This is a genomic window from Nonomuraea sp. NPDC051941, assembly GCF_044593615.1.
Genome location: NZ_JBIUCF010000074.1, coordinates 12,759 through 37,460, shown reverse-complemented (window position 1 = coordinate 37,460; position 24,702 = coordinate 12,759). Strand labels below are relative to the sequence as shown.

The window sequence follows — 24,702 nt, the reverse complement described above, 5'->3', positions numbered from 1 at the left end:
TAGGCGGTGGTCAGATCGTCGGCGAAGAAGCCGACGTTGGGGCGGATCTTCAGGCGAAGGCCACGGGATTGCTGTTGGGACGCTGCCAGCGCATGGGGTTCCGGAAGTTGGTGTCCTGGAACAGGGACATCGCGCGGTTGGTGCGGTTCCAGAAGGAGGTGGCCTTGTCATGGATGTTGAAGCCGCCGATGCGCTGGCTGGCGACGCCGACGTTGGCGACATCGCCGAACGTCCCGAGGACGTCGCCCTTGAAGTCCGGATCGGCGAAGATGCAGAACATGCTGGGCTGGCACCGCTTGGAATCGAGCTGCCCGGGGGCTTGTCCGGCCTTCGGCTTTCCGCCGTCGGGAGCGGCTTGCGCGGCGTTCGGCGCGGCGCCGAGAACGGCCATGAGGGCGGCCTCGGGGATCGCGGCGGTGGCGATCGAGCGGAAGGCGCTCAAGAACATCTGACACGTCCTAAGTGGTTGAAGTTTTATCTAACTGGTCGGAGATCACCCACGTCGGTCACACTGACTCCATGGAATACGTCGTCCGGGTGCCCGCGCCGCCGCTCGACCGGTTCATCGACGACATCTACTGCCTGACCGGAGTGCCGCGCCACCGACGGATGAACGTCCCGCCGATGCCGTCGGCACACCTGTACATCAACCTGGGCGGACCCGTCCGCCTGTGGGATTCCGATCCCTCGGTGCCGCCGGCAGTGTTCACCGATGGGTGGTTCATGGGGGTATGGACCAGGCGTTTCCTCTTCGAGTACCCCACACCGGTGCGGCTCGTCGGGGTGCACTTCAAGCCTTGGGGGATCTCGCCGTTCGCCGACATGCCGGCGACCGAACTGCGGGACCGATGGGTGCCGGTCGACGACATCTGGCAACGGTCCATGGATCGGATCCGCAACCAGGTCGGCGACCTCACGTCGGCCGCCGAGACACTGCGGGTGTTGGAGGAGGAGCTGCGGTCCCGGCTTGCCGAGGCGCCGTCGCGCGGTCTCGACCTGGTCCAGCACGCAGGCTGGCGTTTGGAGACCTCCTACGGCGTGGTGCCGGTGGGTGCGCTGGCCGATGCCGCCGGGGTGAGTGGCAATCACCTGGCCACGCAGTTCAAGTCTCATGTCGGGGTCACCCCGAAGCGGGTGGCGCGGATCTACCGGTTCGCGCGGCTGATCGTGTCCGTGGACGCTCTGCGTCCGGTCGACTGGTCGCAACTCGCCCACACGGCGGGCTACTTCGACCAGGCCCACTTCAGCAGGGAGTTCAAGGACTTCACCGGCCATACCCCGACGGAATACCTGGATCTGCGGCGCCGGTTCCCCGCCGAGCGGGGGTTTCCGCCGGACAGCGGGCCGATGCCCGCCGATTGATTTTTTACAAGCCCACTCGCCCCTGAGGGCGGCAGGCTCGGGGGCGAACGCGCAAGGAGATTCCAGGAGAACCTGTGGGCACAGTAATCATGCACAACGTGGTGTCGGTGGACGGCTTCATCGCCGACAAGAACGACGACGTCGGGCCACTCCACGATTGGTACTTCAACGGCGACATCCCGATCACCGAAGGCGGCGAGCAGCAGTACGACCATTCCGGAGTCGGAAGCGGCATCAAGGTCTCACGTGCATCGGCGGAGTACGTCCGGTCGACGTGGGAGACGATCGGCACGATCGTGATGGGCCGCCACCTGTTCGACCTGGTGAACGGCTGGGAGGGTCGGCCGCCCGCGGGTGACCACGTGGTCGTGGTGTCCCACCGGCCCAAGCCTGAGGGCTGGCACCCCGAGGCTTCGTACCATTTCGTCGATGGCGTGACGGCTGCGATCGACAAGGCCCAGGAGCTCGCCGGGGAGCGAACCGTCGCTGTGAACGCCGGCGACGTGGGCAGCCAGATCTTGGCGGCCGGCCTCGTGGACGAGGTGGCGATGGACGTGGCGCCGGTGGTGTTCGGGTCGGGCAAACGCTACTTCGGCAGCATCGACGGGCAGCATCTGCTGGAGGATCCCCACGTGGTCATCCAGGGCGAAGGGGTGCTACACCTGAGGTTCAAGGTGCGCCGTTGAGGCGTGCTGAGACTGCTCCGATGAGCATGGCTCAAGGATCTAGGTCCGCCGGGGATCACCGTGCTGGAGACCCTGGAGGTCCTGGCCTGAGGACGTCAGATGGTCTCACCCAACTGCTCGGCCACCTGCTCCAGGCCACCCTTGATGAGCCGCCCGTAGTCGTCGTCGCCAAGCACGCCGATCCCGTCCCGCGCCTGCTGGAGGTGCTCACGGGCGCGATCGAGATCGCCCAGCTTGCGATAGCACTCACTCAGGTTCAGGTGCAACGACGGATACAAGCCGGCCACCGAAAGCGGCACTCCGGCTTCGGCCACCCGCTCATCGGTGACTTGATCAGCGGCGGCAAGCGCTCGCAGATCCCACATCAGCTCCTCATGCACGTCGTCCTGCACGTCGGCCATCGAGTGGGCAAGAACGCAAACATGCAGCGGATCGCCTTGCTCGCCGCCGATGTCATCCCAGATCTGCGCGAACAGGTCGCGAGCAGCTTCACGCTGACCTTGGTGGTGATGCAACTCCACCCCCTGGCCGATCCGGGTCATCGTTGGGTCGGTCGTCATGAGGGCTCCTTGATCGTCGCGGGCAAGCGCGGTCAGCCTACTCGCCTGACGCGGCTCAAAAACCGCCATGCGGTTGACCAGCAGGTTCGCTTGAGCAGCCCGGATAACGACCGGGAGCCGCACGCGACGACCTCCGGGTGCTGACCGACATTCCGGCCGATCAGCCCCCGAGTGTTGTCCGGTACCGGGACCGACCTTGATCGTGGCGAGAATCAGACCCGCATGTGGGCCTCAGCGAGCATGGGGGTTTCGCCGAGCTGCTGGAGGGCGAGTTGCGCAGCGCTGATTCCGACCTCGGCCAGCAGTCCCGGCGCGGCTGATTGGTCTGTGGCCACGGCGAGGGAGTCACCGCGGCTGACGGCCGGGCGGTCGTGCCATGTCGTCCCGGGCAGGTCGATGGCTCCGGTGCAGTCCGTGCGCAGGGCGCTGCGGTACCACTGCAGCGCCGCGCGCCAGCCGGGCCAGGATTCGTCGAGAAGATGCTGAACGCGGCGTTCGGCGTCGGCTTTCCGCTCGCCTGGGGCGCATGCGGCGGAGATCTGGATGAGTTCGTGTCCGGGCGGGGCCAAGGTGGGGTCGGCGAGGCCGTAGCGGGCGGCGTAGATCCGGGCATCGAGGTCCATCACCCGGAACCAGTCTGGGCCGCTGTCGGCCCGCAGGCCCAGGTCGACTGTCGTCACGCGGGCGCCGGGCCAGGTGAGCGATCGGTCGCCGGTCAATTGGCGCGCCGTGGCGAGGCTGGTGGCCAGGATCGTCGGGCCCGCGGGCAGGGCAGGCACCCGTGTCCGGGTGCGTATCTGCGCGCCGAGGCCGGCTGCCCGCTCGGCCAGAAGATCGACCAGGGTGGACCACCCGCCGGTCACGTACCGGACGCCGCCGGCCATCGCCCGGCGCAGGCGCTGGTGGGCGAACGCGGCCGAAAGCCGCCCGGGGTCGTGGTCGAAGGTGAAGATGAAGACCACTCCGACGATGGCCTCAGCCGTCCTGGCGTCGACGTGCCGGAGCAGCCATGCGCGCAACGATTCCTCTACGGGCGCCTCGGTGGGTAGCGCGGCGATGACCTGGCTGAGTTCGGCCGGCCACGGTCCGAGCCGGCCTCCGGCCCGGACGAGGGTGGCATGGCGCGGCGCCTCCACGATGGGCGGGGTGAGGCCGCGGCGCTCCAGCCACGCCCACCATGGCCCGTCCACGTAGATCGCGTGGGTACCGAGATTGGCCCGGTAAGGAGCCGCCAGCGTGCGTGCTCGCCCACCCGGCCGGGGATTTGCCTCGGCGACGGTCACCCGCCAGCCGCGTTCGGCCGCCTCGATGGCGGCGGTGAGCCCGGTCAGGCCGGCGCCGACGATGTGCAGATCTGGTTTCACAAGATAGCCCTTCTGCGTGATGTCCTCCTGGCTGGAAAGTGGCGGGGAACCCGTGAAAGGTTCCGGCTGATGTTCTTGTAATCTTCCTGGCGTGGACCCCGAGAACGTCGCCGCCGCTCAGCAGGGGGACGCGCTCGCGTTGGACCGGCTTCTCGACGAGCTGGCCCCGTACGTCCGCCGATTGTGCGCTCGGATCGCCCCTGCGGCGGCCGACGATGCCACGCAGGAGGCCCTGCTGGCGGTCTTCCGGGGCCTGCCGTCGCTGCGCGCCCCTGAGGCGATCATGACCTGGGTCCGGTCGGTCACGGTCCGGACGGCGATCCGGCTCGCCCACCGGCATGACCTGGAGGTCGCCGCGGAGGAAACGCTCATGGCCGGCCACGTCTCCTCTCAGGAAGGGCTGGTGGACATCGATGATGCCCTGGCGCGCCTGCCTGTCTCCCAGCGCGCCGTGCTGATGTTGCGTACGCAAGAAGGCCTCAGCGAACAAGAGATCGCCGACACGTTGGGGATCCCGATAGGAACCGTGAAATCCCGGCTGCATCGGGCCAGGGCCGCGTTCCGGGAGGTGTGGGAATCGTGAACGATCCTGTGGCGCACCCCGATATCGACCCGATCGACCGCCTGGCCATTCTCGCGGCCGCCTTGCCCGGCGCCGTTGTCGGGCAGCGCCGCATCGCCGCCCCCTTCGAGGCTGTGTGGCAGGTCGTCGCGGACCTGGAACACGCCACCCCCCGCTACGAGCCCGGCGTCGCCCACGTGCGCGTCATCGAGCGGCGCGGCGAGTTCCTGCGCCTGCTGGTGCAGGACAGCGCCGGCCGCGAGGACGCGATGGACGCCAGGCTCCGGCCGGGCTGGTGCCTGATGCAGTCCGCCACAGTCGTCATCGCCTTCGCCGCCCGCCGCCTGGGCAGCGAGACCCTGCTGGCGCATCTTGAACACCGGCGCGGGCAGACCCCGGAACCCGGCCGAAGCGAGTCGCACCACCGCCGGGCCACCCTCGCGAAAATCGACCAGGAGCTCCACACCATCGAAAGTCTCGCTGCCCACTATGGGCGCTGAGTCCCGGGATATCCCTCCAGGACGGTCACGTCCTGGAGGGCACGGTACCTATGCCTGATGCGGACCGGCGAGGCGCTCGGTCAGGAACTCGCGCTCGGCCTCGTTTCCGGTCAACTCCAGCGCCTGGCGGTAGGCGATCGAGGCCTCCTCCCGGCGGCCCAGCCGATGCAGCAGGTCCGCCTTGATCGCCGGTAGGTACCGGTATCTCGCGATCCGGTCGTCCTTCTCCAGCTCCGCTACCTCTTCCAGCGCCCGCGCCGGCCCGGAGACCATGGCCACCGCCACCGTGCGGTTCAACGCCACCACCGGTGACGGCCACACCGTCAGCAGTTCGTCGTACAGGGTCACGATCTGCGGCCAGTCCGTCTGGTCGTAGGACGGCGCCTCGGCGTAGAGGGAGGCGATCGCGGCCTGCAGGACATAGCGGCCCGGTCGCCCGCCGCGCAGCCCGTCCACGATCAGGCCGTGCGCCTCGGACATCGCCGAACGGTCCCAGAGCGATCGATCCTGGTCCTCCAGACGCAGCAAGCGCCCCTCGGCATCGACCCGGGTGGCGCGCCGGGCATCGGTGACCAGCAGCAGCGCGAGCAGCCCCCGCACCTCCCGCTCGTCGGGCATCAGCTCCCGCAGCGTCCTGGCCAGCCGCACCGACTGGTCCACCAGGTCCGTACGCACCAGCGATGCGCCGGACGGCGCGGTATGCCCGGCGGTGAACAGCAGATGGATCACGCCGAGCACCGCGCGCAGCCGATCCGGCAGCTCAGCGCGTTCCGGCAGCCGGAAGGGGATCCGCGCGGCCGAGATCTTCTTCTTCGCCCGGGTCATCCGGGCGGCCATCGTCGGCTCCGACACCAGAAGCGCCCGGGCGACATCGGCGGTCGTCACCCCGCACACCAGTCGCAGCGTGAGTGCCAGCTGCGCCTCCTGCGCCAACGCCGGGTGGCAGCACATGAAGATCAGCCGCAACCGCTCGTCCGGCACCACGTCCTCCGGCTCGACGGCGGCCGGCTCGTCCTCCGCCTCCTCGGGCTCCACCAGCAGCGGGAGCTTCGAGCGGAACGTCTGCTCGCGCCGCACCGCGTCCATCGCGCGGCGTTTGGCCGCGGTGGTGAGCCACGCCTGCGGCGTGTCCGGGATCCCGTCGCGGGCCCAGCTCGCCAGGGCCGCGGCGTATGCCTCCTGCACGCACTCCTCGGCCAGGTCCAGGTTGCGCGCGACGCCCGCCGTCGCGGCGAGCACCAGGGCCCATCCGCGACGGTACGCGTCCGCGACCGCCGATTCGACGTCCGCCGGGGACGTCATGCCGTGGCGGGCCGATCCGCGATGAAGCCGCCTTCGATGGGCCGCACCTCGACACCGCCGCCCTGCTGGGTGGCGGGATTGGCCCGAGCGATCTTCAGAGCGGCATCCAGGTCGGGCGCCTCGATGATGGCGAACCCGGCGATGACCTCCTTGGCGTCGACGAACGGGCCGTCCGTCACCACGTCGCCGCGGATCGAGGTGGCTGTGTCGGCCGGCTGTAGCGCGAATGCCGCGACCAGCGCGCCGGAGTTCACCAGGTCCTCGAAGTGGCGCTCGTGGGCCTCCCGCGCTCCGGGAACGACCTCGGCCTCGTCGATGTGGGCCTTCGTGTGGATGAGGATCGCGTACTGAGCCATGGTGGCTGTCCTTCCAGGTGCTTGTTACTGGCTTACACCCTTATGTCGAACGGCCTGCCCGGATTCGACAACCCACCTCCGTGGTGATGGCCGTGCCGGGTGGGTGTGCGGCGCGCCCCGCCGGACGCTAAAGTTCGCGATCAACGACTGTGTTGTCGCGCCTGTCATCTCATGCGCCAAGCACGTCGGCAGTTGCCGGAGCGACGACCAGAGGACGTGGGTGGCCAGCCAGAGCAGAGGACGGCCGGGCTGGCTTCATGTCGGCGCGCTCGAAGATCGCGTCCACAGGGCATGGGGTCCGGGCACGTTCCCTCCTGCCGAAACCCTGCTGGCGATCATGACGTTGTCCGCGGTGCCGCGCGCCTTGGGCACCCGGCTGGCCGCTCATCTGGGCGGCGGGATCGTCGTGGGACCCGGGGCCGTGCCGGACTTACCGGGCTTCGAGCATTTGCGGGGCATCCCGCTGCCCGTTCAGCAGGGCGAGTGGGAGCGCAGCGCCGGCGTTTACGACCCGAGGCGGCGCATGATCGGGGTGGGCAGCGTGCCGTCGCCGTCGGCGAGCGTGGCAGGCCATGAGCTGGGGCACGCGGCCGACGACATGGATGGCATGCCGTCCCAGACCCCGTTCTGGACAGCCCTGCACGCCGCGAGCGCCGGACGCCTCGCCCCGCCTTACCGGGCGGCGGTCACCGAGCTGTACGCCGAAGCCTTCGCCTGCGTTCTGGTCCGGCGGGCCCGGCGGCTCATCGAGCTGTTCGGCGATGAAGACGCGGCCCGGCAGGCTTATGCCTGGTTCGCGGGACGGTACGGGATCCGCTGAGCGGCACCCCTGCCGATGGCGCACCGGGCCGCTATGCTGGGCAGAGAACCGTGGCAGATGGGACGGAGGGGATGAAGCACATGACCGCGATCATGCTGGCCGGCGGCGTCCTTCGCGTCCCGACCTCCACCGTGCTCCCCGACGGCACCCGCATCGACGGCACCAGGGACATCACGCCCGACGCCCCGGACTACCACGACTGGTTGCCGCACGCGATCGACGAGGAAGCCTCCTGGCACGGTGACCGCGACGACGAGGACATCTTGCGACGCTGGCGGGCCGCGGCCAGCGCCTGATCGTCCGCGGGCCGTGGCCGGCCCCCGGACCTGTCCGTCACCACCACGCGATCAGCCGGCCTGCAGCCGCCTTGCAAGCGACACCTGATCAACTACCGGCATCGCAACGGACAAGGCCGGCCCACCAGGCGCCGGCCATCAGCATGAGGAAGAAAGATGGCATCGATCGTCTTCGGGGCATTCGCCGTCATCGCACTGATCGTGGGCGTGGTGCTGTTCCTCGTGTTGAGGCGGAAGCCGCACACCCGGGCCGGGGCGTACGTCAGCGCGGCGTGCCTCTTCCTGGCCGCGGGCGTGCTCACCATGGGCTTCCTGTCGTTCGCGAGCCTGGAATCCGCCTCGCTGCGGACCTTCACGCCCGAGGAGCGCGCGGCGGCGCTGCCGTGCAACGCGACGGTCCTGGGGGCCGAGGAGACGTCCAACAAGCTCAACGGACGCTACATCTGGATGTTGCGGCTCCGCGTGACCCCTCAGGCCGGAGAGCCTTACGAGATCGAGCGCGCGGCCCGGCTCACCTCGTCCATGGGGGAGCGCCTGGAGCGGGGGAACGCCGTGCTCGCCTGCCTGGTGGCCCCCACCGACCACACGCGGATCGAGATCTCGGCCCTGGCCTGAGCCGTGCGCTCCTTGCTGACCTCGGACCAGGCCTTCATCCTGACGACGAAGAGCTGTTCGAGGCGTTCAGACGCACAGCCAGCGATACATGCCGTGGTTGAGCCGCACCGCCTCGCGGGCCAGGTCCCGCAAGGCGGTGATGCGTTCGATCTCATGGTCGTCGAGCAGCTCGTCCTCGGCATACTCACGCAACCGCGCATCTTCCGTGGCGGCCAGTACGGCGACCGTCTCCGGCATCACCCGGTCCACGCCTGACACCTCACTGTCATCCACGACGACCTCGCTGTCGCCGAACTCGCTGGTGTCGCGCCCGCTGAGCTCGGCCGCCAGGTCGGAGAGTTCGTCGATCCAGCCCTTGCAGTCGACGTACGGCAGCTTCGCGTACGCCGGTCCGCTCGACAGAGCCCGACGAGCCGACTCGTCAGAGTCCGCCGTGAAGTAGTCGACCAGGACGCCCATGGTCGAACACCTTATCGATCAAACCGCCAAGAGGCGGCCTGTTGCCCCGAAAACGTGAGCAACGCGCCGAGATCCCACCTTTAAAGACGGGGCGTCGCAGGTCAGGCGCGTGCGCCGCCGTCCACCCGGAGGACGGTGCCGGTCACGAAGGAGGCGCGGTCGCTGAGCAGCCAGGCGGCGGCCTGGGCGATCTCGTCGGGATCGGCCGCGCGGCGCAGCGGGGTTCGGGCCTTGAGCCGCTCGACGAGACCGGGGGAGTGCTCCTCCCACGTACGGATCATCTCGGTCAGCGTGTTGCCAGGGGCGATGGCGTTGACGCGGATTCCTTCGGGGCCGTAGGTGATGGCGGCCGACTCCGTGAGGCTGTTGACGGCCCGCTTCATCGCCCCGTAGGCGGGCAGTTCGGGGTTGCCCATCAGGCTGCCGACGCTGGAGTTGTTGACGATGGCTCCCGTGCCTGCGGTGGCGCGGATGGCGGCGATCTCGGCGGTCATGGCCAGCCACGGGCCCCTGAGGTTCACGGCGTAGAGGAGGTCGAAGTCGGCCTCGTTCACCTGGTCGATCGGGCCGGGCGGCGTGATGGTCGCGCCGTTGTTGAAGGCGACGTCGAGCCGGCCGTACAGGTCCACGACGCGATCGACGGCGGCGCGCACACTGGCGGCGTCGGCGAGGTCGCACACCACGTAACCGGCGATGCCGCCCGCCGCCCGTACCTCCTCGGTCACCGCTTTCAGCTGTTCCTCCGTACGGGCCGCGAGCAGCACCCGGGCGCCCTCCCGGGCGAACAGCCGGGCCGCGGCGGCGCCGATGCCGCGCCCGGCGCCCGTGATGAAGGCGACCTTACCTGCCAGCAGCCCCATGGACGTGTCGTTGGCGTTGTGCATGGCAGTCAGCCTGCGCCAGTGTGCCGGGCTTATCCAGGTACAACCGGTACATGCCAGGACTGCGCACATTCGTGCAAGCTGGGAGTATGGACAGACAGGAACTGGCGGCCTTCCTGCGCAGCAGGCGCGAGCGGATCATCCCCGCTGACGTGGGGCTGCCTGCCGGGCCGCGCCGCCGTACGCCCGGGTTGCGCCGCGAGGAGGCGGCGCAACTGGCCTTCATCTCGACCGAGTACTACACCCGGCTGGAGCAGGCCCGCGGTCCACGCCCGTCGCAGGAGGTGCTGGCCGGGCTGGCCCGGGCCCTCCGCCTGTCCGACGCCGAGCGCGACCACCTCCACCGCCTCGCCGGCGCACCGCCCGCCCCCGCGCCGGGGCCCTCGCGCGAGGTGCGCCAGAGCATCCTCGACCTGCTGCGGCGGCTGCCGCAGGCCGCCGCGATCGTGACGTCCGCGATGTACGAGATCATCGCCTGGAACGACCTGGCGGCCGCGCTCATGGAAGACTTCTCCGCCCTGTCGCGGCGCGACCGCAATCTGGTGCGCCGCGTCTTCCTCGGACCGCACCCTCAGGGACGGCGGTTGTACGGGGTGTCGGATGCGGATGAGTTCGCCCGCTCTTCGGCCAGCCACCTGCGCGCCACCGCCGCCCGCTACCCTGACGACCCCGAGGTGGCCGAGCTGGTGCGTGAGCTTCACGAGGGAAGCGAGGAGTTCGCCCGTCTGTGGGACTCCCACGACGTGGCCGGCGCACCCATGATGACGAAGACCTTCCAGCATCCGCTGGTCGGCCCGGTCACCGTCAACTGCGACGTTCTCGACATCACCGACCGGGACCAGCGGGTCGTGATCTACACCGCCGTCCCCGGTTCGCCGTCCGAACAGGCGCTGCGCCTGCTGGCGGTCGTCGGCACGCAACGCATGGACGTTCCGACCTGAGATTTCCCGGTGGGTGGCCTGGGCGCCCGCGGGCTCGGGTCGGCCGCGATCCTTATTGATAGCGGATTGAGCAGGCCGCTGCCGCTCGCTTCACGCCGGATCGACCACCCTGCTCACGATCCACGCGTGCTTCCCGACCTGCCGGCCGCGGGTGAATCCGTACTGTTCGAAGAGCTCGACCGTCGCGCTGAACAGGAAACGGCCCGGCGCCTCGCGGCCGGTGGTCACCTCGGAGATGGCCTCGACGAGGCCGCCCCCGGCCAGGGCGATCTGGTCGAGCGCGCCTTCCAGGGCCATCCGTGCGACGCCCTGGCGGCGATGCCGGCCGTCGACGTAGAAGCAGGTGATCCGCCAGTCCGGGCGGGGTGGCGCTTCCTTGTCGTACGCGCGCCGGTGCTTGATGCCGGGGAGCTCATCGGGGCTGCCGTACTGGCACCATCCGTGCGCGGCGCCGTGCTCGTCGAGGACGAGCGCTGCATGAGCGCGACCCGTACGGACCCGGTCCTCCTTGACGGCGCGACGGCCGGCCCCCCTCTGGTTGCCCTCCGGATGAAAACCGACGCACCAGCACCCGCCGAAGATCCCGTTGTTGCGCTCGACGAGCTCCGCGAAGGCGGGCCAGGTGGCGGCGTCCAGGGGCCGGACCGCATACGACATATGGATACCTTCGCACGCCCGCCGGAGGGCCCCTGCTGTTAGCCGCTCTCGTGGTGATCGCCTGTGCCGTCCACCGCCGTCTCAGGCAACTCGCCGACCACGGGCAAACGGCGGTGATGGGTAGTGACGTCATGGCCGTCATCCTCGGTGGATGCGGGCATGGCGGGCTTCACACCGGGCGCTTGGCGCCCGATTCCCCGTCGGCTAGCACCATGGCGCACTGCGGCGGGCGGACCACGTTCGTGTTCGCGGACGACCCGGCGTTCGCACTGGCCGGAGTGGTGCACAGCGACAGCAGGGCAACCAGGGCGGCCGCCGAGGCGGCGGTACGGCGAGTCCAGGTACGGGTCTGCATGCGGCTCTCCAGTCGGCCGATGAGCACGACGGTACTGCCTCCCAGCATCGGCGCCGGGGGTCAGCCCGTCCACCCCCAGAACGGCGGGTAATTCGTGAAGTCGTCAGGCCGGATTGCGGTTCACTCGCCCGATGGACGCCGGGCTCGACCGGGAAGGAGCGCCATCGCTCAGCAGCACCGAGACCGGACGAATCCCGGGAAGCTCGGCCCATGGCCTGGGCCTCGCGGACGCCCCCGGCTCGTAGACAAGAGGAGACGATCCTGGCAGCCGCGGATTCTCGGGCTCAACGCACCCCTTACGATGGCCGGTCATGGGAACGGACTGGGTGCCCGCGGCGGTACGCGACCACGCCGACCTCGCCGCACTCGAACACCTCGTCCGCACGCACGCAGCCCTCCCAACGCAGGGCACATACGCACGCAACGACGTGGACCAGCGGCTGCGCGCCCTGCTGATCATCGACACCGACGCGGATGGCGCCTGGCCGAGCCATCGGGTGGCCGTCATCGGTCACAACCCCTTGTTCCCGCCCGAGTGGCGGCAGGCCGCCTGGTCGACCCTCCTGCCGGAAGAGCTTCGGGTGTGGTCGGCGCGATGGCGCCACTGGTACGACTCCGTCATGGCCGGCCAATACCGCCACTACCTCCACCGGCTGCGCACCTGGGAGGTGAGCCAGGAGCTCGCCCAGGCTCAGGCCGAGCTGGTCGCGGCGGCGCGCGCCGCTGAGAGCCGTACGAACGCCTGGACCCGCAGGCCCGATTTCCGTCGCGCCCGCGATCTCGTGTCCGCTCTCCCACCCCCGCCCCTCATACCTGCTCCCGGCCCGCCCCCACGCAACCACGCAGAGGACCGGGAGGGCTCCGGGCAGGCGGCCTGCGAAGAGACGGTGGCCGGCCACCGCGTGGTGCTGGAGCGTGCCGCGCGCGAGTTCAGCCGTACGGTGCCGAGCCGGTTCAAGCGCAACCCCCGCTGGTCGCCCGGCCTGGAAGAACTCTTGCCCGACACCTGGTTGGAGGAGTTCTTCGCCTGGCTGGACCCGGTGGTCCGGTCACGCCGGGGCCTGTACCTGTGGTTCTGACCACTTCCCTGACCTGCGCTACATGGTGAAGCCGATGCTCCATCGGAAGACAACCCCGTAAAGGATCGCTCTGAAGTTAGAGGTCAGCGCAAAACCAGCACATCGCTGCCGCCGCGGGGTACAGCGCGATCGGCGGCACGGGACGGCGAGTGCCTCCCGTGGTAGAGCTCCAAGGTTCCTTACGGTGGCGGCGGAGTCAGTCGGGCGGGGTTTGCCCGGTTCGTTCCCGCCACCCCGGCACACTGCCGGATGACGACGCCGGCTGCCCCGATACGAAGGCGGGACCGGGGTCGATCGGTCGCGCGGCAGGCCCGGAACCTCGGCGGCGGATCCATAGGCGTGGCCTGCCGCTGATCGCTTACTGAGCGGACCGAATCGTCGTGAGGAGGTCCGCCGTCGTCGTGATGGCGTGTGCGTAGGTCGGCCCGTTCAGCTCGTGAGCCGCGTGCAGCATCTCCGCGGTGAAGGCCGCGGTCGCGTCCCGTACCAGGGTTACGTGGTATCCGAGCTCCATGGCGTACCTGCCGGTCGACTCGATGCAGGTGTTGGCGAGCAGGCCGATGATGATGACGTGGGTGATGCCGTGCTGCCGGAGCATCAGGTCGAGATCGGTGTTGGCGAAGCCGCTCTGCGCCCAATGCTCCTTGACGACGACGTCGCCGTCCTGGGGGGCGAGATCGGGGTGCCATTCGCCGCCCCAGCTGCCTTTTGCGAAGGTATGGCGTTCCTGGATCCCGCGCTGGGTGGGATTGGGGTGGTTCCAGTCGTCGTAGTCCCCGGGTTGCCACTGCCGATGCGGAACGACGAACACCTGGATCCCGGCCTCCCGTGCGGCGGCGACCACCGCGCGTAGATTGTCCAGAAGCCCCACGCGCTGGGCGACCTCCTTCAACCGGGGCCAGATCTTCCCGCCCTCGGACAAGAAGTCGTTGTAGGGATCGACCAGGAGGACCCCGACCCGGCTGAGTTCGTAGGACGTGCCGGTCATCGCGCAGTGGGCTTCGTGTCAGGGTTGTTCACCGCGGTCGGCTGGCTTCGTGCGGCGACTCTGTTGTGCATCGGTGTGTGCCTGCTCACGCCCGTGGTGTACCCCGGTCCCGGACCGAGCTCGGCGATGCGGTCGAAGTCTTGACAGGCTCTTTGTCCGTCCCGCCCGCATCAGCACCATGCGGACGGCCTCGTCCTTGAACTCATGGGTGACGGGCTGTTCGAGGCTCAGTACGCCGCGAGCGTAAGCGCGTTGGCGGCCTCGTTGAGCGGCTTCATGATCGGCCGCATCGCCAGATCCTTCCAAGGCAGGCGGCTGACCAGCCGCATCATCGTGGTCTGCAGCTTGATCTGCCGCGGGCTGCCCGCGACCATCTGCGCGGCGTTGCTCGCGCCGAGCGCCACGTTCACGTCCACGTACTCGCGCATCGCTTCCCGATATCCGGCATAAGCCGCACGATGGTCGCCCGCCGCCGCGCTCATTTCACCGGCCAGTACGTACGCACCCACCAGCGCGAGGCTGGTGCCCTGCCCGGACAGCGGGGACGGGCTGTAGGCGGCGTCGCCGACCAGGGCGATCCGGCCGGCGGACCAGTGCTCCATGCGAACCTGGCTGACCGGCGTGAAGTAGAAGTCCGGCGAGTGCGGCATGGCTCGCAGCAGCGCGTCGCTCTCCCACCCGACGCCGGCGAACGCCTCGGTCAAGATGCGCTGCTGCGCGGCCCTGTCGAAGCGGTCGGGCAGGACGGTGGGGCTCGGGAAGACGAACTGCGCCTTCGCGGTGTCGGGCCTGGTGGCGTAGACGTTCACGACCTTGCCGGGCGTCGGATAGAGCAGCTCCCAGTGGTCGAGTCCGAGGTGGTTGGGGACGGTGAAGACGGCCGCGTGCATCCCGAGGGGGTGGACGTAGCGCTCCTGCGGGCCGAAGGCCAGGCGGCGTACGGTCGAGTGCAGGCCGTCGGCGCCGATGACGAGGTCGAAGCGGCGTGGCGGGGCGTGGCGGAAGGTGACGTCGACGCCGTCGGGGCCTTCGTGGAGGCCGGTGATCGTGTCGCCGAACAGGTATTCGCAGCTCTCACGTGTCGCGTCGTAGAGGAGCCGGGCGAGGTCGCCACGCATCACCTCGTCGTCGCTGGGAGCGCGCATGCCGATGAGGTCGGGACCCAGGTTGGCCAGTGGCTTGCCGCTCTCGGCGACCCACGAGCCGCCGCGGATGGCGGTACTTGCCCGCCGTACGGCCTCCAGCATGCCCATCCGCTCGACGACCTGCATGGCCACGCCGCGCAGGTCGACCTTGTAGCCGCCGTCGCGCAGTTCGGAGGCCAGCTCGACCACGGTGGGGGTGAATCCGTAGCGGCGCAGCCAGTAGGCCAGGGCGGGGCCGGCCACGCTGGCGCCGGAGATCAGAACGGTGCGGTTGGCGAGTCGCCGTGAGTTCGTCATGCCAAGAACCGTAACGGCATTACCAGAGCTTTGGCAACTAATTTCCTATGCTGTTTGCCATGCGACTTGGCGTGGTTGGCCGTCTTGGCAAGGATTTGCCAAGCGTGTGTCGGGTGGCTAGCATGAGCTGCGGCAGAGGGCCGGTCGGCCCGTGCTCTCACCTGGCAAGGAGACGACAGATGCTGACGCAGCCCGCCTTCGGCCGACGGCTCAAGCAGCTGAGGACCGAACGCGGCCTGACCCAGGCCGAGCTCGCGGGCGAGGGGATGTCCACCGGATACCTCTCCCGACTGGAGTCCGGGGCCCGACCCCCCACTGACGAGGCCGTGGCTCACCTGGCCCGCCAGCTCGGCGTCGCCCCCGAAGACCTGGCCGAACCGCCCGACTGGTCGCTGGCGCGCAGCCTGGCCGCCACCGTCGGACTCGACGTGGACGAGGCCGGCGAGCTGCTGGCCCGAGCCCTGCGTACGGCGGGCAGCGAGGACCCCCTGCTGCGCTGGCAAGCGCTGTGGCAAGTCGCCGAATGGCGACGCCACAACATGGAGCACGCCGAGGAGCGCAGCTGCCTGGACGAGTTGGCGGCGCTCGCCGAACAGCTCGACCTGCCCGAGTTGCGCGCCCGAGCACGGGCGCGACTGGCGCGCGCACAACGCGGGGCGGGCCAGGTTCCGGCCGCGGTCGAGACCGCGATCAGCGCCTACCGCCTGGCCGTCGACGAGGGCCTGACGACACGCATCGTGGCCGACACCCTCCTGGCACTGGTGTCCTCGCTGGCCGAGGCGGGCCGGATGGCCGAGGCCCGCCAGCACGCCGACGAACTGCTCACCGTGGTCGCGAGCTTGCCCGCCGGCAGGCTCCTGGCGGAGGCGGCGTGGACCGTGGCCGGCGTCCGGCTCCGCCAGGGCGAGCCCCAGGTCGCGCTGAAGCTGGTCAACGACGCCTTGGAGCAACTCCAAGGCCGCCTCGACCCGGCCATGTGGGTGCGGCTGCGAATCGTCGCCGCCCGCCTCCACCTCAACTTGACCCCGCCCGAGACCGAGCCCGCCCGGCGCCGTATCGAGGAGGTCGAGGCGTGTCTGCCGTTCGCCGGCACGCCCACGGTCGAACAGGAACTGCTCGCGCTACGCGCACGCCTGGCCTTCCACACCGGGCACACCGACGAAGCCCGCACCCTGCTCGACCGACTCGCCGACGCGCACGACCACCTGGACTATCAGGAGCAGATCCGCCTGGACGTGCTGCGCAACCAGCTCCTGCTGCTGGGCGGCAAGCAGGATGAAGGCATGCGGGGCCTTCGAACGCTGGCCGAGCAGGCGCAGGAGCGCGCCAACTTCGACCTGGCCGCGGAGATCTGGCGCCACGCCGCCGAGTCACTGGCTCGAGCCGGCGGCGAGAACCAGTTCCCCGGAGTCTGAGCGCAGGGATATGCGCTCCAGCGCACCCCCACCAGCCGTCATGGCCCCTCATAGAGCCTCCAGGCGAAGTCAGGTGCGGTCAGGCCGGGTCGGGTTGGGCGTGGGTTCGTATGGCCGTCCGTCCTCGACTCTCGCGTTGGGCTCGCTCGCCGACGAGATGTTGTTGCGCGCTCTGCAGAGCGTTCCGAGCCGCTCGTGCCGCAGTCCTGGCAGCGAGAAGATCCCGTACCTGGTGCGATGGCTGGTTCTGGCAAGGAGCGCCCCGGGCGCGGGGGAGCGCGGGTCAGTCAGTTGGTGAAGAAGGTCTGCAGGTGGCGGTTCACGGGATCGGGGCAGTCCAGCTGGGGCGCGTGGCCGCAGCCGTCCAGGATGTGGAGCTGGTCATGGGGCAGCAGTTCGGCGAAGCGGTGGGCGCGCTCGACGGGCTGGATGGTGTCCTGTCTGCCCCACAGCACCAGGGTGGGGGTGTTGGTGGCGGGCAGGGCACGTTCGGTCTGCGCCCAGTCCAGGCGGCGTTCCAGCAGGTAGGTGGCGCGGATGTTGTCGCGGAAGGTCATCGGCGCCCACCACTCGTCCAGCAGGCTGTCGGTGATGCGGTCCTTGTTGACCATCATGCCTTCGGCCAGGCTACGGACGGTGGACTTGCTGGTGGACAGCTTGGTGGCCAGTTCGCCGACGACGGGTATCTTCAGCGCTTCCCACATCCACGTGCCCGGCAGGTCCAGGCCGGTGGCGTCCAGCAGGGCGAGCTTGCTGACGCGGTCGGGGTGGCGCTGGGTGAACGCCAGGGCCCAGCCGCCGCTCCAGGAGTTGCCCGCCAATCCGGCCTGCCGTACGCCGACAGCGTCCATGAACGCACCGAGAGCGGTGGTCATGGCGGCCAGGTCGTAGCCGAAGTCGGGGTCCTTGAGCCGGGTGTAGCCCTGGCCGGGCAGGTCGACCACATACACGGTGTGGTCGCGGGCCAGCACGCTGACTTGGTCCTTCCAGCCGATCACCGAGGTGCCGCCGGGCGAGATCAGGATCACCGGGGAGCCGGAGCCGGCACGGATGTAGTGGAAACGTGCCACTGCGGTGTCGGCGTACTTCGAGCCCATCATGTCCAGGTACGGCGAGCGGAAATCGGCCTGGGCGGGCTGCCAGCCGTAGGCGCCGAACAGCAGCAGTGCCACCAGCACCGCGATGGTGGACAGCAGCCACCGGCGCAGCCGCTTGCGCGGGGGGCGGTGGCCGGAGGCGGGGGATTGCCCGTCGAGTCGAACCATGATCATCCTTCACTTGGCCGTCGGTGCCTTCCCAGACGGGCGAGTGATGGGAGGTGTGACAGCTCGCGTGTGTGATCCGGCTCACGCACTGCGCGGATGTACGGTACGGACGGCCAGCCGGGCTCACCCTGTCAGGTCGAGCCGGCGATCCTGGGGCTCATTCACGCGGTCGTGGTTCTCCCGCGGTCATCGGGATGGTGTGCGGCGACAGCTGGAACCCTCATCGAAATTCGCCTGGTAGCTGAGACAGCGATTTTCCCGCGCCTGACTTCAGCCCACTCATGAACACGCCCGTGAGGGAAATCCCTCGACATGCAACCCCGACAATGCCGTGGCCGCGCTGCGCGACTTCACCGCCACCGGGTCGGCCGAACGTGCTTCGAGGCACCGGCGGAGCGCCTCCTGCTCATTTGGAACGAACCGCGTCCTGGACGCCTGCCGCGTCCCGCCCCGGATGCTGCGCTCCACCCGCCTGGTCGACCCCATGGACCCGAACTCGTCGCGGTGACCTTCGGGATGGACCCCAAGGGCGTCATGATCTATCTCGCCGACCATGTCCATGAGGGCCGCCTACTCGACCGGAACGAAATAGGATCATGATCCGATCTCCGCTTGCGGGCCGCGTGCCGGCCCCGGCACCGACGTCCTGGAAGGCGGCTTCACCTTCGGTCTGGATCCGTACTGAGCGGCCTGGCTGGCCGTCCGGCACCCCGAACGGCCCCGGTCCATCCAGAAAAGCCGCCCGGCCTGCGATGAGTTCCGGCGCTCCATCGGGTCTCCACTCTGGACCACCACTACGACCAAGGAGGAGTTTTATGGGCAAGATCATCTACTGGATGAACACCTCGATCGACGGCTACATCGAGGGTCCCGACGGCGGCATGGACTTTCCGGACCCTGATGAGGACTTTCACCAGGCGGCAACCGACCATGTTCGCCGGATCGCGGCGTTCTTGTTCGGGCGGCGGCTGTATGAGGCGATGGAAAAGCCCTGGACGCAGGACCTCGGCAAGGAAGGCGCCCCGGCCTTCGAGCGGGAGTTCGCCCAGTTGTACAAGGAGACGCCGCGGTACGTCTTCTCCGACACCATCCAGACCGTCCCCGAAGGGGTCACGATCGTCCGTCGCAAGGACGCCGCGTCCGTGGTGACGCGCCTCAAGCAGGAGATCGACGGCACCCTTCAGCTCGGCGGCCCCGAGCTGGCCACCTCCCTGCTGGACCTGATCGACGAGTTCTGGGTGTACGCGTTCCCCGTGATCGTCGGGGGTGGCAAGCCGTACCTGCCCGTGAGAGAAGCCCTGCGGCTGCGCCTGGTCGAGCACCGTTCCTTTGCCTCAGGAACCATGTTCCGGCGCTACGTACGACCCTGACCGACCAGGAGCGGATCCCGCGCGGGTGCACCCACGAGGGGTGGCCGTGCGCCCGTGCGCGGTCCTGGACGAAGTGGCGCCCGCGTCACTGAACCCACGTTGCCAAGGTTCGCGAACAGGTGCGCTTTGGCGAAGGCGGCTTGGCGTCCGTACTGTCGTGTCTGCGACGATCAACGCATGGCGCTCATGGCGCGTTCGATCTTCTCGCTCGGATACGGCGTTGTCCGCCGATCGGACCAGAACAGGTCCCAGTAGAAGCCGTTCATGACCGCCGCCACGGGCGCGTACCGGCGAAGCATTGCGGCAACAGTCGGCGGAGCACCAGCAGGATCCGCGCCGTCCGCGCACGCGCGGATGTACTCGTTGCGTTGTTCCAGCACGCCGTTCCGTGGCACCGGCACTCCGCAGATATCGGTGACGAGCCAGTTGACCAGCCGCATCAGCGCGTAACCGATGTCGTGGGTCCGATTGCGGTTCAGGAATTCGATCTCCTGCTTGGACAGGTCGAACCGGGAGGAGGTCGCCAGTCCGAGGTCGGCGATGTACAGGCGTTCACCGTCGGTGAGGACATTGCGGAAGTGGTTGTCGAAGTGCATCAGCTCCTGGCCGTTCATGAAGGCCACGTCGGCGCGCAGGCACGACTCGACCATGGCGCTCGCCGCTATCGCAGCGTCCTGGCCGGCGGCGAGCTGAGCGGCCAGCCAGTCATTCAAGTTGTAGGGGATGAACTCCTGGAACAGCACAATGCCGGCCGAGGCCCGGGCAAGGGCGTGGAGACGATCCCGTACCGCCGGTGACCCATCCCAGTACTGCACGACCGCTTCGACGTCGGCAAGCTGATCGGTCTGCGGCGCCCCCGGCAGCACCCGCCAGTGATACAGGAGCGGAAAGGCCGCACTGCGCCCGGCCAGGACCCAGTTGGTCGTCATGACGCGGGCTGCGAGTTCGCGCCACGCACCGAAGCTCGGCCCACCGATCCCGTACTGGCAGAACGGAGGCAGCCCGAACAGGTTGGCCGTGGACATCACGTTGCCCGCGCGGCGCTCCAGGTCGGTCAGCGGTACTCGTTTGACGAAGACCGGAACGCCATCGATGGCCAGCAAGGCCGAGGTGCCACCTATCCCCATCCCCAGAAGCTGCGCCTGCTCCAGCGACTCGCCGAGCTGCCGGTCGCTGTGCAAAGCCAACGCGCTCGCGACGTCGCTGTATCGGTGGACGCGCTCACCGTGAGACATGTCCAACCGTTTATCTCGCAGTTCTAACAACGGAGGCACCCTTCATAATCAACTTTGCGTATCAGACCCACCGGGGATGGGCCTTTCCGAGTTCATTCTGCGGCGACGACCTCGTCGACGGGGTGCCGAACGTACGACCGGGTGCTGAGCGAGATTTTTGGGGAGGAGTTTTCACATGCCGTCCACCAGAAGCGACATGATGGTCGCTTCCAGTGGGTGCGCATGAGTCGCTGGATGGTGGGTTCGATGGCCGCGTCGGTGATGCGTTCGATTGCGACCTCACGCATCACGGTGTCGTGGTGGTGCCGGACGGCGGCGAGTCGTGCTCGTTCCTCAAGGGCCTGGCACCGCCCGCTCGGCCCTCAACCGTTCCACGTCGGTGAGCGCCCGGTCGCGGATGTGGCAGATCAATTTGGCCAGATCGGCGCAGTAGACGGAAGGATTGAGAAATCCCGAGCCGGCGCGGTATCGAGTGCTGTACTCGCCGGCCCCGCAGATATCCCGGATCGAGCAGGAAACGCAGATCGGCGACAGGCCGGCCACCTTTCGTTGCCGGGCGACGACGCCCGGAAGGAGTCGCGCGTCGTCGAACGTGTTACGAAAAACGTCCAAGCCGGTGTAGGGGGCGCCCTCGTATGCGGACTTCAAAGCGTCGCCGAGTTCGATGGTTCCGTCGCTTTCGATGACGATGAGCTGGAACGGGTTGAGCCCCAGCCCTTCGGTGTAGGCATGACCGCCGAGGCACAACGTCATGATGTTCTCGAAGAGCCTGACACCGGCCGGAAGCGGCACCGTGGAATACCAGCGCTCGAAGATCGGTATCAGCCAGTCCGCATACGCGGTGCCTCCGTTCCCGGCGGTCCATCCCGGTGGAGGAGACGACCAATTGCCGAGCGGCAGCAGGAAGTCCACGGCCGGCGCCCCGGTGGCGAGCAGCGCCTCGTAGGTGGTCAGGGGGTCGTTCTCCAGGTCGATGGTGCACAGCACAAGGTCGAAGAGGTCACGGTAATCAGGGCGGTTCAGAACCTCGATGCCGCGCATCACCTGGTCATAGCTGCCGCGGCCGTTGGCGTACTTGCGATGACGGTTCTGCCCTTCGCTGTCGCCGTCGAGGCTGACCGTGACACCGATGCGGTGTTCGCGCAGGACATTCAAGAGGTTCTCGTCAGAAAGGAGCACGCCGTTCGTGGTGGTGACGAGCCGCAGCGGGACCTCGGACGGCGCGGCGTTCCGGAACGCTCGCGCCGCGTACGCGAATTGATCCGCGCCTGCAAGCAGCGCTTCGCCGCCATGCATCCTCACCGACGCTCCCGCAATTTCGTCGGCGTGAGCCCGCAGGTGCTCTCCGAGCCGGAAGGCGACCTGGTCGATCGTCTTGCGTGACATGGCCACCGGCTTGCTCTTCCAGCTCTGGTCGGCCATCTCGTACATGTAGCAGTAGTCACAGGCCAGGTTGCACCGGCCGTGGAATTTGAGAGCGAATTCCACGAAGGGCAGAGGGCGCCAGTACGGATCCTCAAGCGCCTGATCGGTCACGTCCTGAGTCGGCCATTCGGCAGCTCGCTCTTTCACCCGCACGATCGGTAGCTCGATCACGATGTCCTTCGCCTCTCTGCCCTTCGTGTCCCAGCAAGCCGCTACACGGCCCGATCAGCCACGGGAACGAACCCGCTCCGTCACCTGTTGAAAGTGCCGGCGGGACGGAAGACGTCGTCGTCGGCGGTCACCCGGTTCAGCACCGCACCGAGCGCGCTGTTCTGGTCGGTGGTCGCCGCGACCTCGGAGAGATTGGCCTGAGAGGACTCGGCAGCCGAAGCGGCACCGGCTGCTCCGACCCCGACCGCGGACGCGGCTGCGAACGCGGCGGCCGTCAAGGCCACCTTCCGTACGAGATTTCCTTCACGTTCCGACATTGGATACCCCTTTCCCTGCGGCTGGACATCGACCTGCCGCCATAGCGATTCCGACCCGCGGCAAGTGATGTCCTGTTAATCAAAGTTGATCACGACAGCGGGACGGTACCGCACCACGCCCACAGAGTCGCTACAAAACCACTACACAGCCGATTCTTCGATGCCCAGCACTACAAGGTCATCCAAGGTCAGGGGCCAGAGACAGCCTCTTGATCAGCCGCGATTATTCGACTCCCAAAAGCGACCTTCTGGTAACGCTCGGAGCGGGGCAAAAGACCTTGACTGCCAAGGATTTTCCCGTCCCGAATCGCAGAAAGAATGCGCAAGTTGGGGTCACGGGATGTGGAGATCGTCGAGGCTGCTGCCGCGCATTGCTCCCGCGGGTTCGTCTACTGGGGCGGAGCTGCCGGGGCGCTCACCATGTGCTCACGGAGAACTCCAGCCGGACGCAACCGGCGAAGCTGCCGGTCGTCTTCGTCTCCAATGCGAGACACGCTCAAGGTCGACGATCCGCCAAGGTAGGGCTATCGGCTGGGCGCAACGGCGCGGGTTTGATCAGCGCGACCCCCGCATCGGGTATCACCGCAGGCATGCGGCCAAGGTCGGACATCGAGGCCTGACGGCCAGATGAAAAGTTGGACCCATGTTTCCGGAGACTCCCGCCGCCGTGGCGGCGCTGTCGGTGGCCACCCGTTTCTGCCCGCCCGCGCTGTTCAACCACTGCGTCCGCTCCTACCTGTGGGGAGCGATGTACGGCACAGCGCACGGGATCGCCTTCGATGACGAGCTCTACTACGTCTCGGCGCTGCTCCACGACATCGGCCTGACGGAGGCTTTCGACAGCCATAGGCTGCCGTTCGAGGAGGCGGGAGGACAGCTGGCCTGGGTTTTCGGCGTGGCGGCCGGCTGGCCGGTTGGCCGGGCCGCCAGGGTCACCGAGATCATCATGCTGCACATGCGAGAGGACGTGTCCGCGGCCACCGACCCTGAGTCCCATCTGCTGCAGGTCGCCACAAGCTGGGAGGTGGTCGGACGGCGGCCGGAGGAGTTCTCGCCGGACGCCCGGGCGGAGATGCTCGTCCGCTACCCTCGGCTGGGATTCGGCGCGCAGTTCCTGGCGTGCTTCGAGGACCAGGCGAGGCGTAAGCCGGACAGCGCTGCCGCCGCATCGGTCAGGAACGACGTCGCGGGGCGGATCGCCGCCAACCCCCTCGAAGGCCGCCCACCCGCCTGACCTCCAAGGCCGCGAACTCCGCCGTCAGCCCTGCTTGGGTGCAACGGCGTCGACGACCGCGAACGTCCCTACGAATCCGTCAGCCGGCGCTCGGCCCGGCCCGCCGAGGAAGCTGCCCTCGCTGATGGAGATCACTCTTTCGTTGTTGGGGTTGGGTAAGGCTGGCTGGTTACGGGCTCGCGGCCTGGGCCATGGATGAGGCCGGATGAACAACCCCGGCTCGGTCTCGAGGAGAATGCCGCGTCCGACCAGGCGTTTGAACTTGGCGCGAGCGTGATCGTCCACGAGTTCCAGCTCTTCTCGAAGCCGGTGCGGCAGGTGTGCGAAGGATTGAGTTCGGCGAGAAAGTTCACCGGCGCCGTGTTTCTCACTCCGCCCGGCGAGCAGGGGCTTGCCACGCTTTTCGACAACACGGACGTGTCCCGAACCCGTCGTGGTGAACCCGGCCCGCCTGACTTTCGTCTGAGGGAATGTGCGTCGACTCACTCTGCTGACACTCCTGCTCGCCGCCGGCTGTTCGCCCGAGGCGGCGTGTACCGCGATCGGCACCCCCGTCGGTGTGAGCTTGCATATTGCAGCTCCGCTTGCCGCCGAGGCCAGCGCCGCCAGGATGGAGGTGTGCTGGGACGGTGCCTGCAAACAGGTCGGCGTCGAGTTGAGGCCGTCCACGCGGGCGACCAGGGAGACCTGTTCCGGTGACAGTTGTCGGGCGGATGAAGAGCGGACCGGCGAGAAGAACGGGTTCGGTGACGTGGCGGGGCTGCCCAAACGGCCGGTGACGATCCGGCTGACGCTGCACGGCGCCGGCGCGAAGCCGCTGCTGGAACGCAGGCTCGAGGTCACACCGAAGGGACGTTTCCCGAACGGCCCAGAGTGCGGGGAAGGCGGCCCCAATGTTGTCCTCACGGTGGCGGCGGACGGGTCGGTACGAGAGGGATGACGGTGATCGGTTGTCATCTGGCCAGTACGTTCCGCGAGCTGATGTCCCTTTCGTCGTCGGGGTTGGGACAGGCCGGCCGGAGGCTCACCGGTCCGGCTTTGGGCG

28 protein-coding genes are annotated in these 24,702 nt (G+C 68.3%); 12 read left to right on the top strand and 16 right to left on the bottom strand.

Translation table 11 applies throughout. The features are described from left to right. Positions 1-49: 49 nt before the first annotated feature. Positions 50-448: a peptidase inhibitor family I36 protein gene (locus tag ACIHFD_RS62050; RefSeq protein WP_397374969.1), complete on the bottom strand. Its 399-nt coding sequence runs from the start codon at positions 446-448 to the stop codon at positions 50-52. A 71-nt stretch (positions 449-519) separates the two neighbouring features. Between ACIHFD_RS62050 and ACIHFD_RS62045 the strand changes: the two genes are divergently transcribed. Then, on the top strand, positions 520-1,362 hold the full coding sequence (locus tag ACIHFD_RS62045; RefSeq protein WP_397374968.1) for a helix-turn-helix domain-containing protein: 843 nt from the start codon (positions 520-522) through the stop codon (positions 1,360-1,362). A 74-nt stretch (positions 1,363-1,436) separates the two neighbouring features. After that, positions 1,437-2,048, top strand: a complete 612-nt coding sequence (locus ACIHFD_RS62040) for a dihydrofolate reductase family protein (RefSeq protein ID WP_397374967.1) — start codon at positions 1,437-1,439, stop codon at positions 2,046-2,048. Between the two features lie 95 nt (positions 2,049-2,143). Here the strand turns inward: ACIHFD_RS62040 and ACIHFD_RS62035 are convergent, their stop codons facing one another. Then, positions 2,144-2,731 carry a tetratricopeptide repeat protein gene (locus tag ACIHFD_RS62035; protein WP_397374966.1) on the bottom strand — a complete coding sequence of 196 codons (588 nt, stop codon included), beginning with the start codon at positions 2,729-2,731 and terminating at the stop codon, positions 2,144-2,146. 89 nt (positions 2,732-2,820) lie between these two features. Then, complete coding sequence (locus tag ACIHFD_RS62030; RefSeq protein ID WP_397374965.1) at positions 2,821-3,972, bottom strand: phytoene desaturase family protein; 1,152 nt, start codon at positions 3,970-3,972, stop codon at positions 2,821-2,823. A 91-nt stretch (positions 3,973-4,063) separates the two neighbouring features. Between ACIHFD_RS62030 and ACIHFD_RS62025 the strand changes: the two genes are divergently transcribed. After that, on the top strand, positions 4,064-4,555 hold the full coding sequence (locus ACIHFD_RS62025; protein WP_363968208.1) for an RNA polymerase sigma factor: 492 nt from the start codon (positions 4,064-4,066) through the stop codon (positions 4,553-4,555). Continuing rightward, entirely contained in the window at positions 4,552-5,034 is a 483-nt protein-coding gene (locus ACIHFD_RS62020) for a hypothetical protein (RefSeq protein ID WP_397374964.1), read from the top strand. Before ACIHFD_RS62025 ends, ACIHFD_RS62020 begins: the two co-directional genes overlap by 4 nt. A gap of 48 nt (positions 5,035-5,082) precedes the next feature. On the opposite strand, the gene ACIHFD_RS62015 is transcribed toward ACIHFD_RS62020, so the two are convergent. Further along, positions 5,083-6,336 (bottom strand): RNA polymerase sigma factor, encoded by a 1,254-nt coding sequence (locus ACIHFD_RS62015; RefSeq protein ID WP_397374963.1) that lies wholly within the window; start codon positions 6,334-6,336, stop codon positions 5,083-5,085. Continuing rightward, the gene (locus tag ACIHFD_RS62010; protein ID WP_397374962.1) at positions 6,333-6,692 is read right to left on the bottom strand and encodes a YciI family protein; all 360 of its coding nucleotides are present in this window, start codon (positions 6,690-6,692) and stop codon (positions 6,333-6,335) included. The genes ACIHFD_RS62015 and ACIHFD_RS62010 overlap by 4 nt, the downstream gene beginning before the upstream one ends. A 337-nt stretch (positions 6,693-7,029) precedes the next feature. Between ACIHFD_RS62010 and ACIHFD_RS62005 the strand changes: the two genes are divergently transcribed. From ACIHFD_RS62005 to ACIHFD_RS61995, 3 genes are all read left to right on the top strand, one after another. After that, positions 7,030-7,512, top strand: a complete 483-nt coding sequence (locus ACIHFD_RS62005; protein WP_397374961.1) for a hypothetical protein — start codon at positions 7,030-7,032, stop codon at positions 7,510-7,512. Between the two features lie 80 nt (positions 7,513-7,592). Next, the gene (locus ACIHFD_RS62000; RefSeq protein WP_350742394.1) at positions 7,593-7,808 is read left to right on the top strand and encodes a hypothetical protein; all 216 of its coding nucleotides are present in this window, start codon (positions 7,593-7,595) and stop codon (positions 7,806-7,808) included. Positions 7,809-7,964: 156 nt separating this feature from the next. Beyond that, entirely contained in the window at positions 7,965-8,423 is a 459-nt protein-coding gene (locus ACIHFD_RS61995; protein ID WP_363968198.1) for a hypothetical protein, read from the top strand. A gap of 66 nt (positions 8,424-8,489) precedes the next feature. Here ACIHFD_RS61995 and ACIHFD_RS61990 read toward each other — a convergent pair whose 3' ends face one another. Together ACIHFD_RS61990 and ACIHFD_RS61985 are read right to left on the bottom strand one after the other, a co-directional pair. Beyond that, complete coding sequence (locus tag ACIHFD_RS61990; RefSeq protein WP_397374960.1) at positions 8,490-8,882, bottom strand: hypothetical protein; 393 nt, start codon at positions 8,880-8,882, stop codon at positions 8,490-8,492. Between the two features lie 101 nt (positions 8,883-8,983). Then, on the bottom strand, positions 8,984-9,766 hold the full coding sequence (locus ACIHFD_RS61985) for an SDR family NAD(P)-dependent oxidoreductase (protein ID WP_397374959.1): 783 nt from the start codon (positions 9,764-9,766) through the stop codon (positions 8,984-8,986). 86 nt (positions 9,767-9,852) lie between these two features. On the opposite strand from ACIHFD_RS61985, the gene ACIHFD_RS61980 reads away from it, so the two are divergent. Next, the gene (locus ACIHFD_RS61980; protein WP_355212604.1) at positions 9,853-10,704 is read left to right on the top strand and encodes a helix-turn-helix transcriptional regulator; all 852 of its coding nucleotides are present in this window, start codon (positions 9,853-9,855) and stop codon (positions 10,702-10,704) included. A 90-nt stretch (positions 10,705-10,794) separates the two neighbouring features. Here ACIHFD_RS61980 and ACIHFD_RS61975 read toward each other — a convergent pair whose 3' ends face one another. Then, complete coding sequence (locus ACIHFD_RS61975) at positions 10,795-11,361, bottom strand: GNAT family N-acetyltransferase (protein WP_397374958.1); 567 nt, start codon at positions 11,359-11,361, stop codon at positions 10,795-10,797. Positions 11,362-11,530: 169 nt separating this feature from the next. Then, a complete protein-coding gene (locus tag ACIHFD_RS61970; RefSeq protein ID WP_397374957.1) occupies positions 11,531-11,743 on the bottom strand; it encodes a hypothetical protein in 213 nt (70 codons plus the stop codon). Between the two features lie 284 nt (positions 11,744-12,027). Between ACIHFD_RS61970 and ACIHFD_RS61965 the strand changes: the two genes are divergently transcribed. Continuing rightward, complete coding sequence (locus ACIHFD_RS61965) at positions 12,028-12,795, top strand: hypothetical protein (RefSeq protein WP_397374956.1); 768 nt, start codon at positions 12,028-12,030, stop codon at positions 12,793-12,795. 358 nt (positions 12,796-13,153) lie between these two features. On the opposite strand, the gene ACIHFD_RS61960 is transcribed toward ACIHFD_RS61965, so the two are convergent. Together ACIHFD_RS61960 and ACIHFD_RS61955 are read right to left on the bottom strand one after the other, a co-directional pair. Then, entirely contained in the window at positions 13,154-13,783 is a 630-nt protein-coding gene (locus ACIHFD_RS61960; protein WP_397374955.1) for an isochorismatase family cysteine hydrolase, read from the bottom strand. Between the two features lie 227 nt (positions 13,784-14,010). Beyond that, a complete protein-coding gene (locus tag ACIHFD_RS61955; RefSeq protein ID WP_397374954.1) occupies positions 14,011-15,225 on the bottom strand; it encodes an FAD-dependent monooxygenase in 1,215 nt (404 codons plus the stop codon). A 179-nt stretch (positions 15,226-15,404) separates the two neighbouring features. Between ACIHFD_RS61955 and ACIHFD_RS61950 the strand changes: the two genes are divergently transcribed. Next, positions 15,405-16,640, top strand: a complete 1,236-nt coding sequence (locus ACIHFD_RS61950; RefSeq protein ID WP_397374953.1) for a helix-turn-helix domain-containing protein — start codon at positions 15,405-15,407, stop codon at positions 16,638-16,640. Positions 16,641-16,927: 287 nt separating this feature from the next. On the opposite strand, the gene ACIHFD_RS61945 is transcribed toward ACIHFD_RS61950, so the two are convergent. Next, positions 16,928-17,905: an alpha/beta fold hydrolase gene (locus ACIHFD_RS61945; protein ID WP_397374952.1), complete on the bottom strand. Its 978-nt coding sequence runs from the start codon at positions 17,903-17,905 to the stop codon at positions 16,928-16,930. An 815-nt stretch (positions 17,906-18,720) separates the two neighbouring features. On the opposite strand from ACIHFD_RS61945, the gene ACIHFD_RS61940 reads away from it, so the two are divergent. Next, complete coding sequence (locus ACIHFD_RS61940; protein WP_397374951.1) at positions 18,721-19,275, top strand: dihydrofolate reductase family protein; 555 nt, start codon at positions 18,721-18,723, stop codon at positions 19,273-19,275. A 170-nt stretch (positions 19,276-19,445) separates the two neighbouring features. Here the strand turns inward: ACIHFD_RS61940 and ACIHFD_RS61935 are convergent, their stop codons facing one another. The 3 genes from ACIHFD_RS61935 to ACIHFD_RS61925 all read right to left on the bottom strand — a co-directional run bounded on the left by ACIHFD_RS61935 (position 19,446) and on the right by ACIHFD_RS61925 (position 22,423). After that, positions 19,446-20,540, bottom strand: coding sequence for a serine/threonine protein phosphatase (locus ACIHFD_RS61935; protein WP_397374950.1), 1,095 nt, complete (start codon positions 20,538-20,540; stop codon positions 19,446-19,448). A gap of 303 nt (positions 20,541-20,843) precedes the next feature. Further along, positions 20,844-22,106, bottom strand: a complete 1,263-nt coding sequence (locus tag ACIHFD_RS61930; RefSeq protein WP_397374949.1) for an FxsB family cyclophane-forming radical SAM/SPASM peptide maturase — start codon at positions 22,104-22,106, stop codon at positions 20,844-20,846. An 80-nt stretch (positions 22,107-22,186) separates the two neighbouring features. Beyond that, positions 22,187-22,423 (bottom strand): hypothetical protein, encoded by a 237-nt coding sequence (locus tag ACIHFD_RS61925; protein WP_350742420.1) that lies wholly within the window; start codon positions 22,421-22,423, stop codon positions 22,187-22,189. Between the two features lie 643 nt (positions 22,424-23,066). On the opposite strand from ACIHFD_RS61925, the gene ACIHFD_RS61920 reads away from it, so the two are divergent. Further along, the gene (locus ACIHFD_RS61920; RefSeq protein ID WP_397374948.1) at positions 23,067-23,657 is read left to right on the top strand and encodes an HD domain-containing protein; all 591 of its coding nucleotides are present in this window, start codon (positions 23,067-23,069) and stop codon (positions 23,655-23,657) included. A gap of 24 nt (positions 23,658-23,681) precedes the next feature. Here ACIHFD_RS61920 and ACIHFD_RS61915 read toward each other — a convergent pair whose 3' ends face one another. Beyond that, the gene (locus tag ACIHFD_RS61915; protein WP_397374947.1) at positions 23,682-24,500 is read right to left on the bottom strand and encodes a hypothetical protein; all 819 of its coding nucleotides are present in this window, start codon (positions 24,498-24,500) and stop codon (positions 23,682-23,684) included. Positions 24,501-24,702 lie beyond the last annotated feature (202 nt).

Bases quoted from the DNA above. Each gene is read 5' to 3' on its own strand.
- ACIHFD_RS62050 (WP_397374969.1), bottom strand. From the start codon at position 448: ATGTTCTTGAGCGCCTTCCGCTCGATCGCCACCGCCGCGATCCCCGAG.
- ACIHFD_RS62045 (WP_397374968.1), top strand. From the start codon at position 520: ATGGAATACGTCGTCCGGGTGCCCGCGCCGCCGCTCGACCGGTTCATC.
- ACIHFD_RS62015 (WP_397374963.1), bottom strand. From the start codon at position 6,336: ATGACGTCCCCGGCGGACGTCGAATCGGCGGTCGCGGACGCGTACCGT.
- ACIHFD_RS62010 (WP_397374962.1), bottom strand. From the start codon at position 6,692: ATGGCTCAGTACGCGATCCTCATCCACACGAAGGCCCACATCGACGAG.
- ACIHFD_RS62005 (WP_397374961.1), top strand. From the start codon at position 7,030: ATGACGTTGTCCGCGGTGCCGCGCGCCTTGGGCACCCGGCTGGCCGCT.
- ACIHFD_RS62000 (WP_350742394.1), top strand. From the start codon at position 7,593: ATGACCGCGATCATGCTGGCCGGCGGCGTCCTTCGCGTCCCGACCTCC.
- ACIHFD_RS61995 (WP_363968198.1), top strand. From the start codon at position 7,965: ATGGCATCGATCGTCTTCGGGGCATTCGCCGTCATCGCACTGATCGTG.
- ACIHFD_RS61990 (WP_397374960.1), bottom strand. From the start codon at position 8,882: ATGGGCGTCCTGGTCGACTACTTCACGGCGGACTCTGACGAGTCGGCT.
- ACIHFD_RS61985 (WP_397374959.1), bottom strand. From the start codon at position 9,766: ATGCACAACGCCAACGACACGTCCATGGGGCTGCTGGCAGGTAAGGTC.
- ACIHFD_RS61980 (WP_355212604.1), top strand. From the start codon at position 9,853: ATGGACAGACAGGAACTGGCGGCCTTCCTGCGCAGCAGGCGCGAGCGG.
- ACIHFD_RS61975 (WP_397374958.1), bottom strand. From the start codon at position 11,361: ATGTCGTATGCGGTCCGGCCCCTGGACGCCGCCACCTGGCCCGCCTTC.
- ACIHFD_RS61965 (WP_397374956.1), top strand. From the start codon at position 12,028: ATGGGAACGGACTGGGTGCCCGCGGCGGTACGCGACCACGCCGACCTC.
- ACIHFD_RS61960 (WP_397374955.1), bottom strand. From the start codon at position 13,783: ATGACCGGCACGTCCTACGAACTCAGCCGGGTCGGGGTCCTCCTGGTC.
- ACIHFD_RS61955 (WP_397374954.1), bottom strand. From the start codon at position 15,225: ATGACGAACTCACGGCGACTCGCCAACCGCACCGTTCTGATCTCCGGC.
- ACIHFD_RS61950 (WP_397374953.1), top strand. From the start codon at position 15,405: ATGCTGACGCAGCCCGCCTTCGGCCGACGGCTCAAGCAGCTGAGGACC.
- ACIHFD_RS61945 (WP_397374952.1), bottom strand. From the start codon at position 17,905: ATGGTTCGACTCGACGGGCAATCCCCCGCCTCCGGCCACCGCCCCCCG.
- ACIHFD_RS61940 (WP_397374951.1), top strand. From the start codon at position 18,721: ATGGGCAAGATCATCTACTGGATGAACACCTCGATCGACGGCTACATC.
- ACIHFD_RS61925 (WP_350742420.1), bottom strand. From the start codon at position 22,423: ATGTCGGAACGTGAAGGAAATCTCGTACGGAAGGTGGCCTTGACGGCC.
- ACIHFD_RS61920 (WP_397374948.1), top strand. From the start codon at position 23,067: ATGTTTCCGGAGACTCCCGCCGCCGTGGCGGCGCTGTCGGTGGCCACC.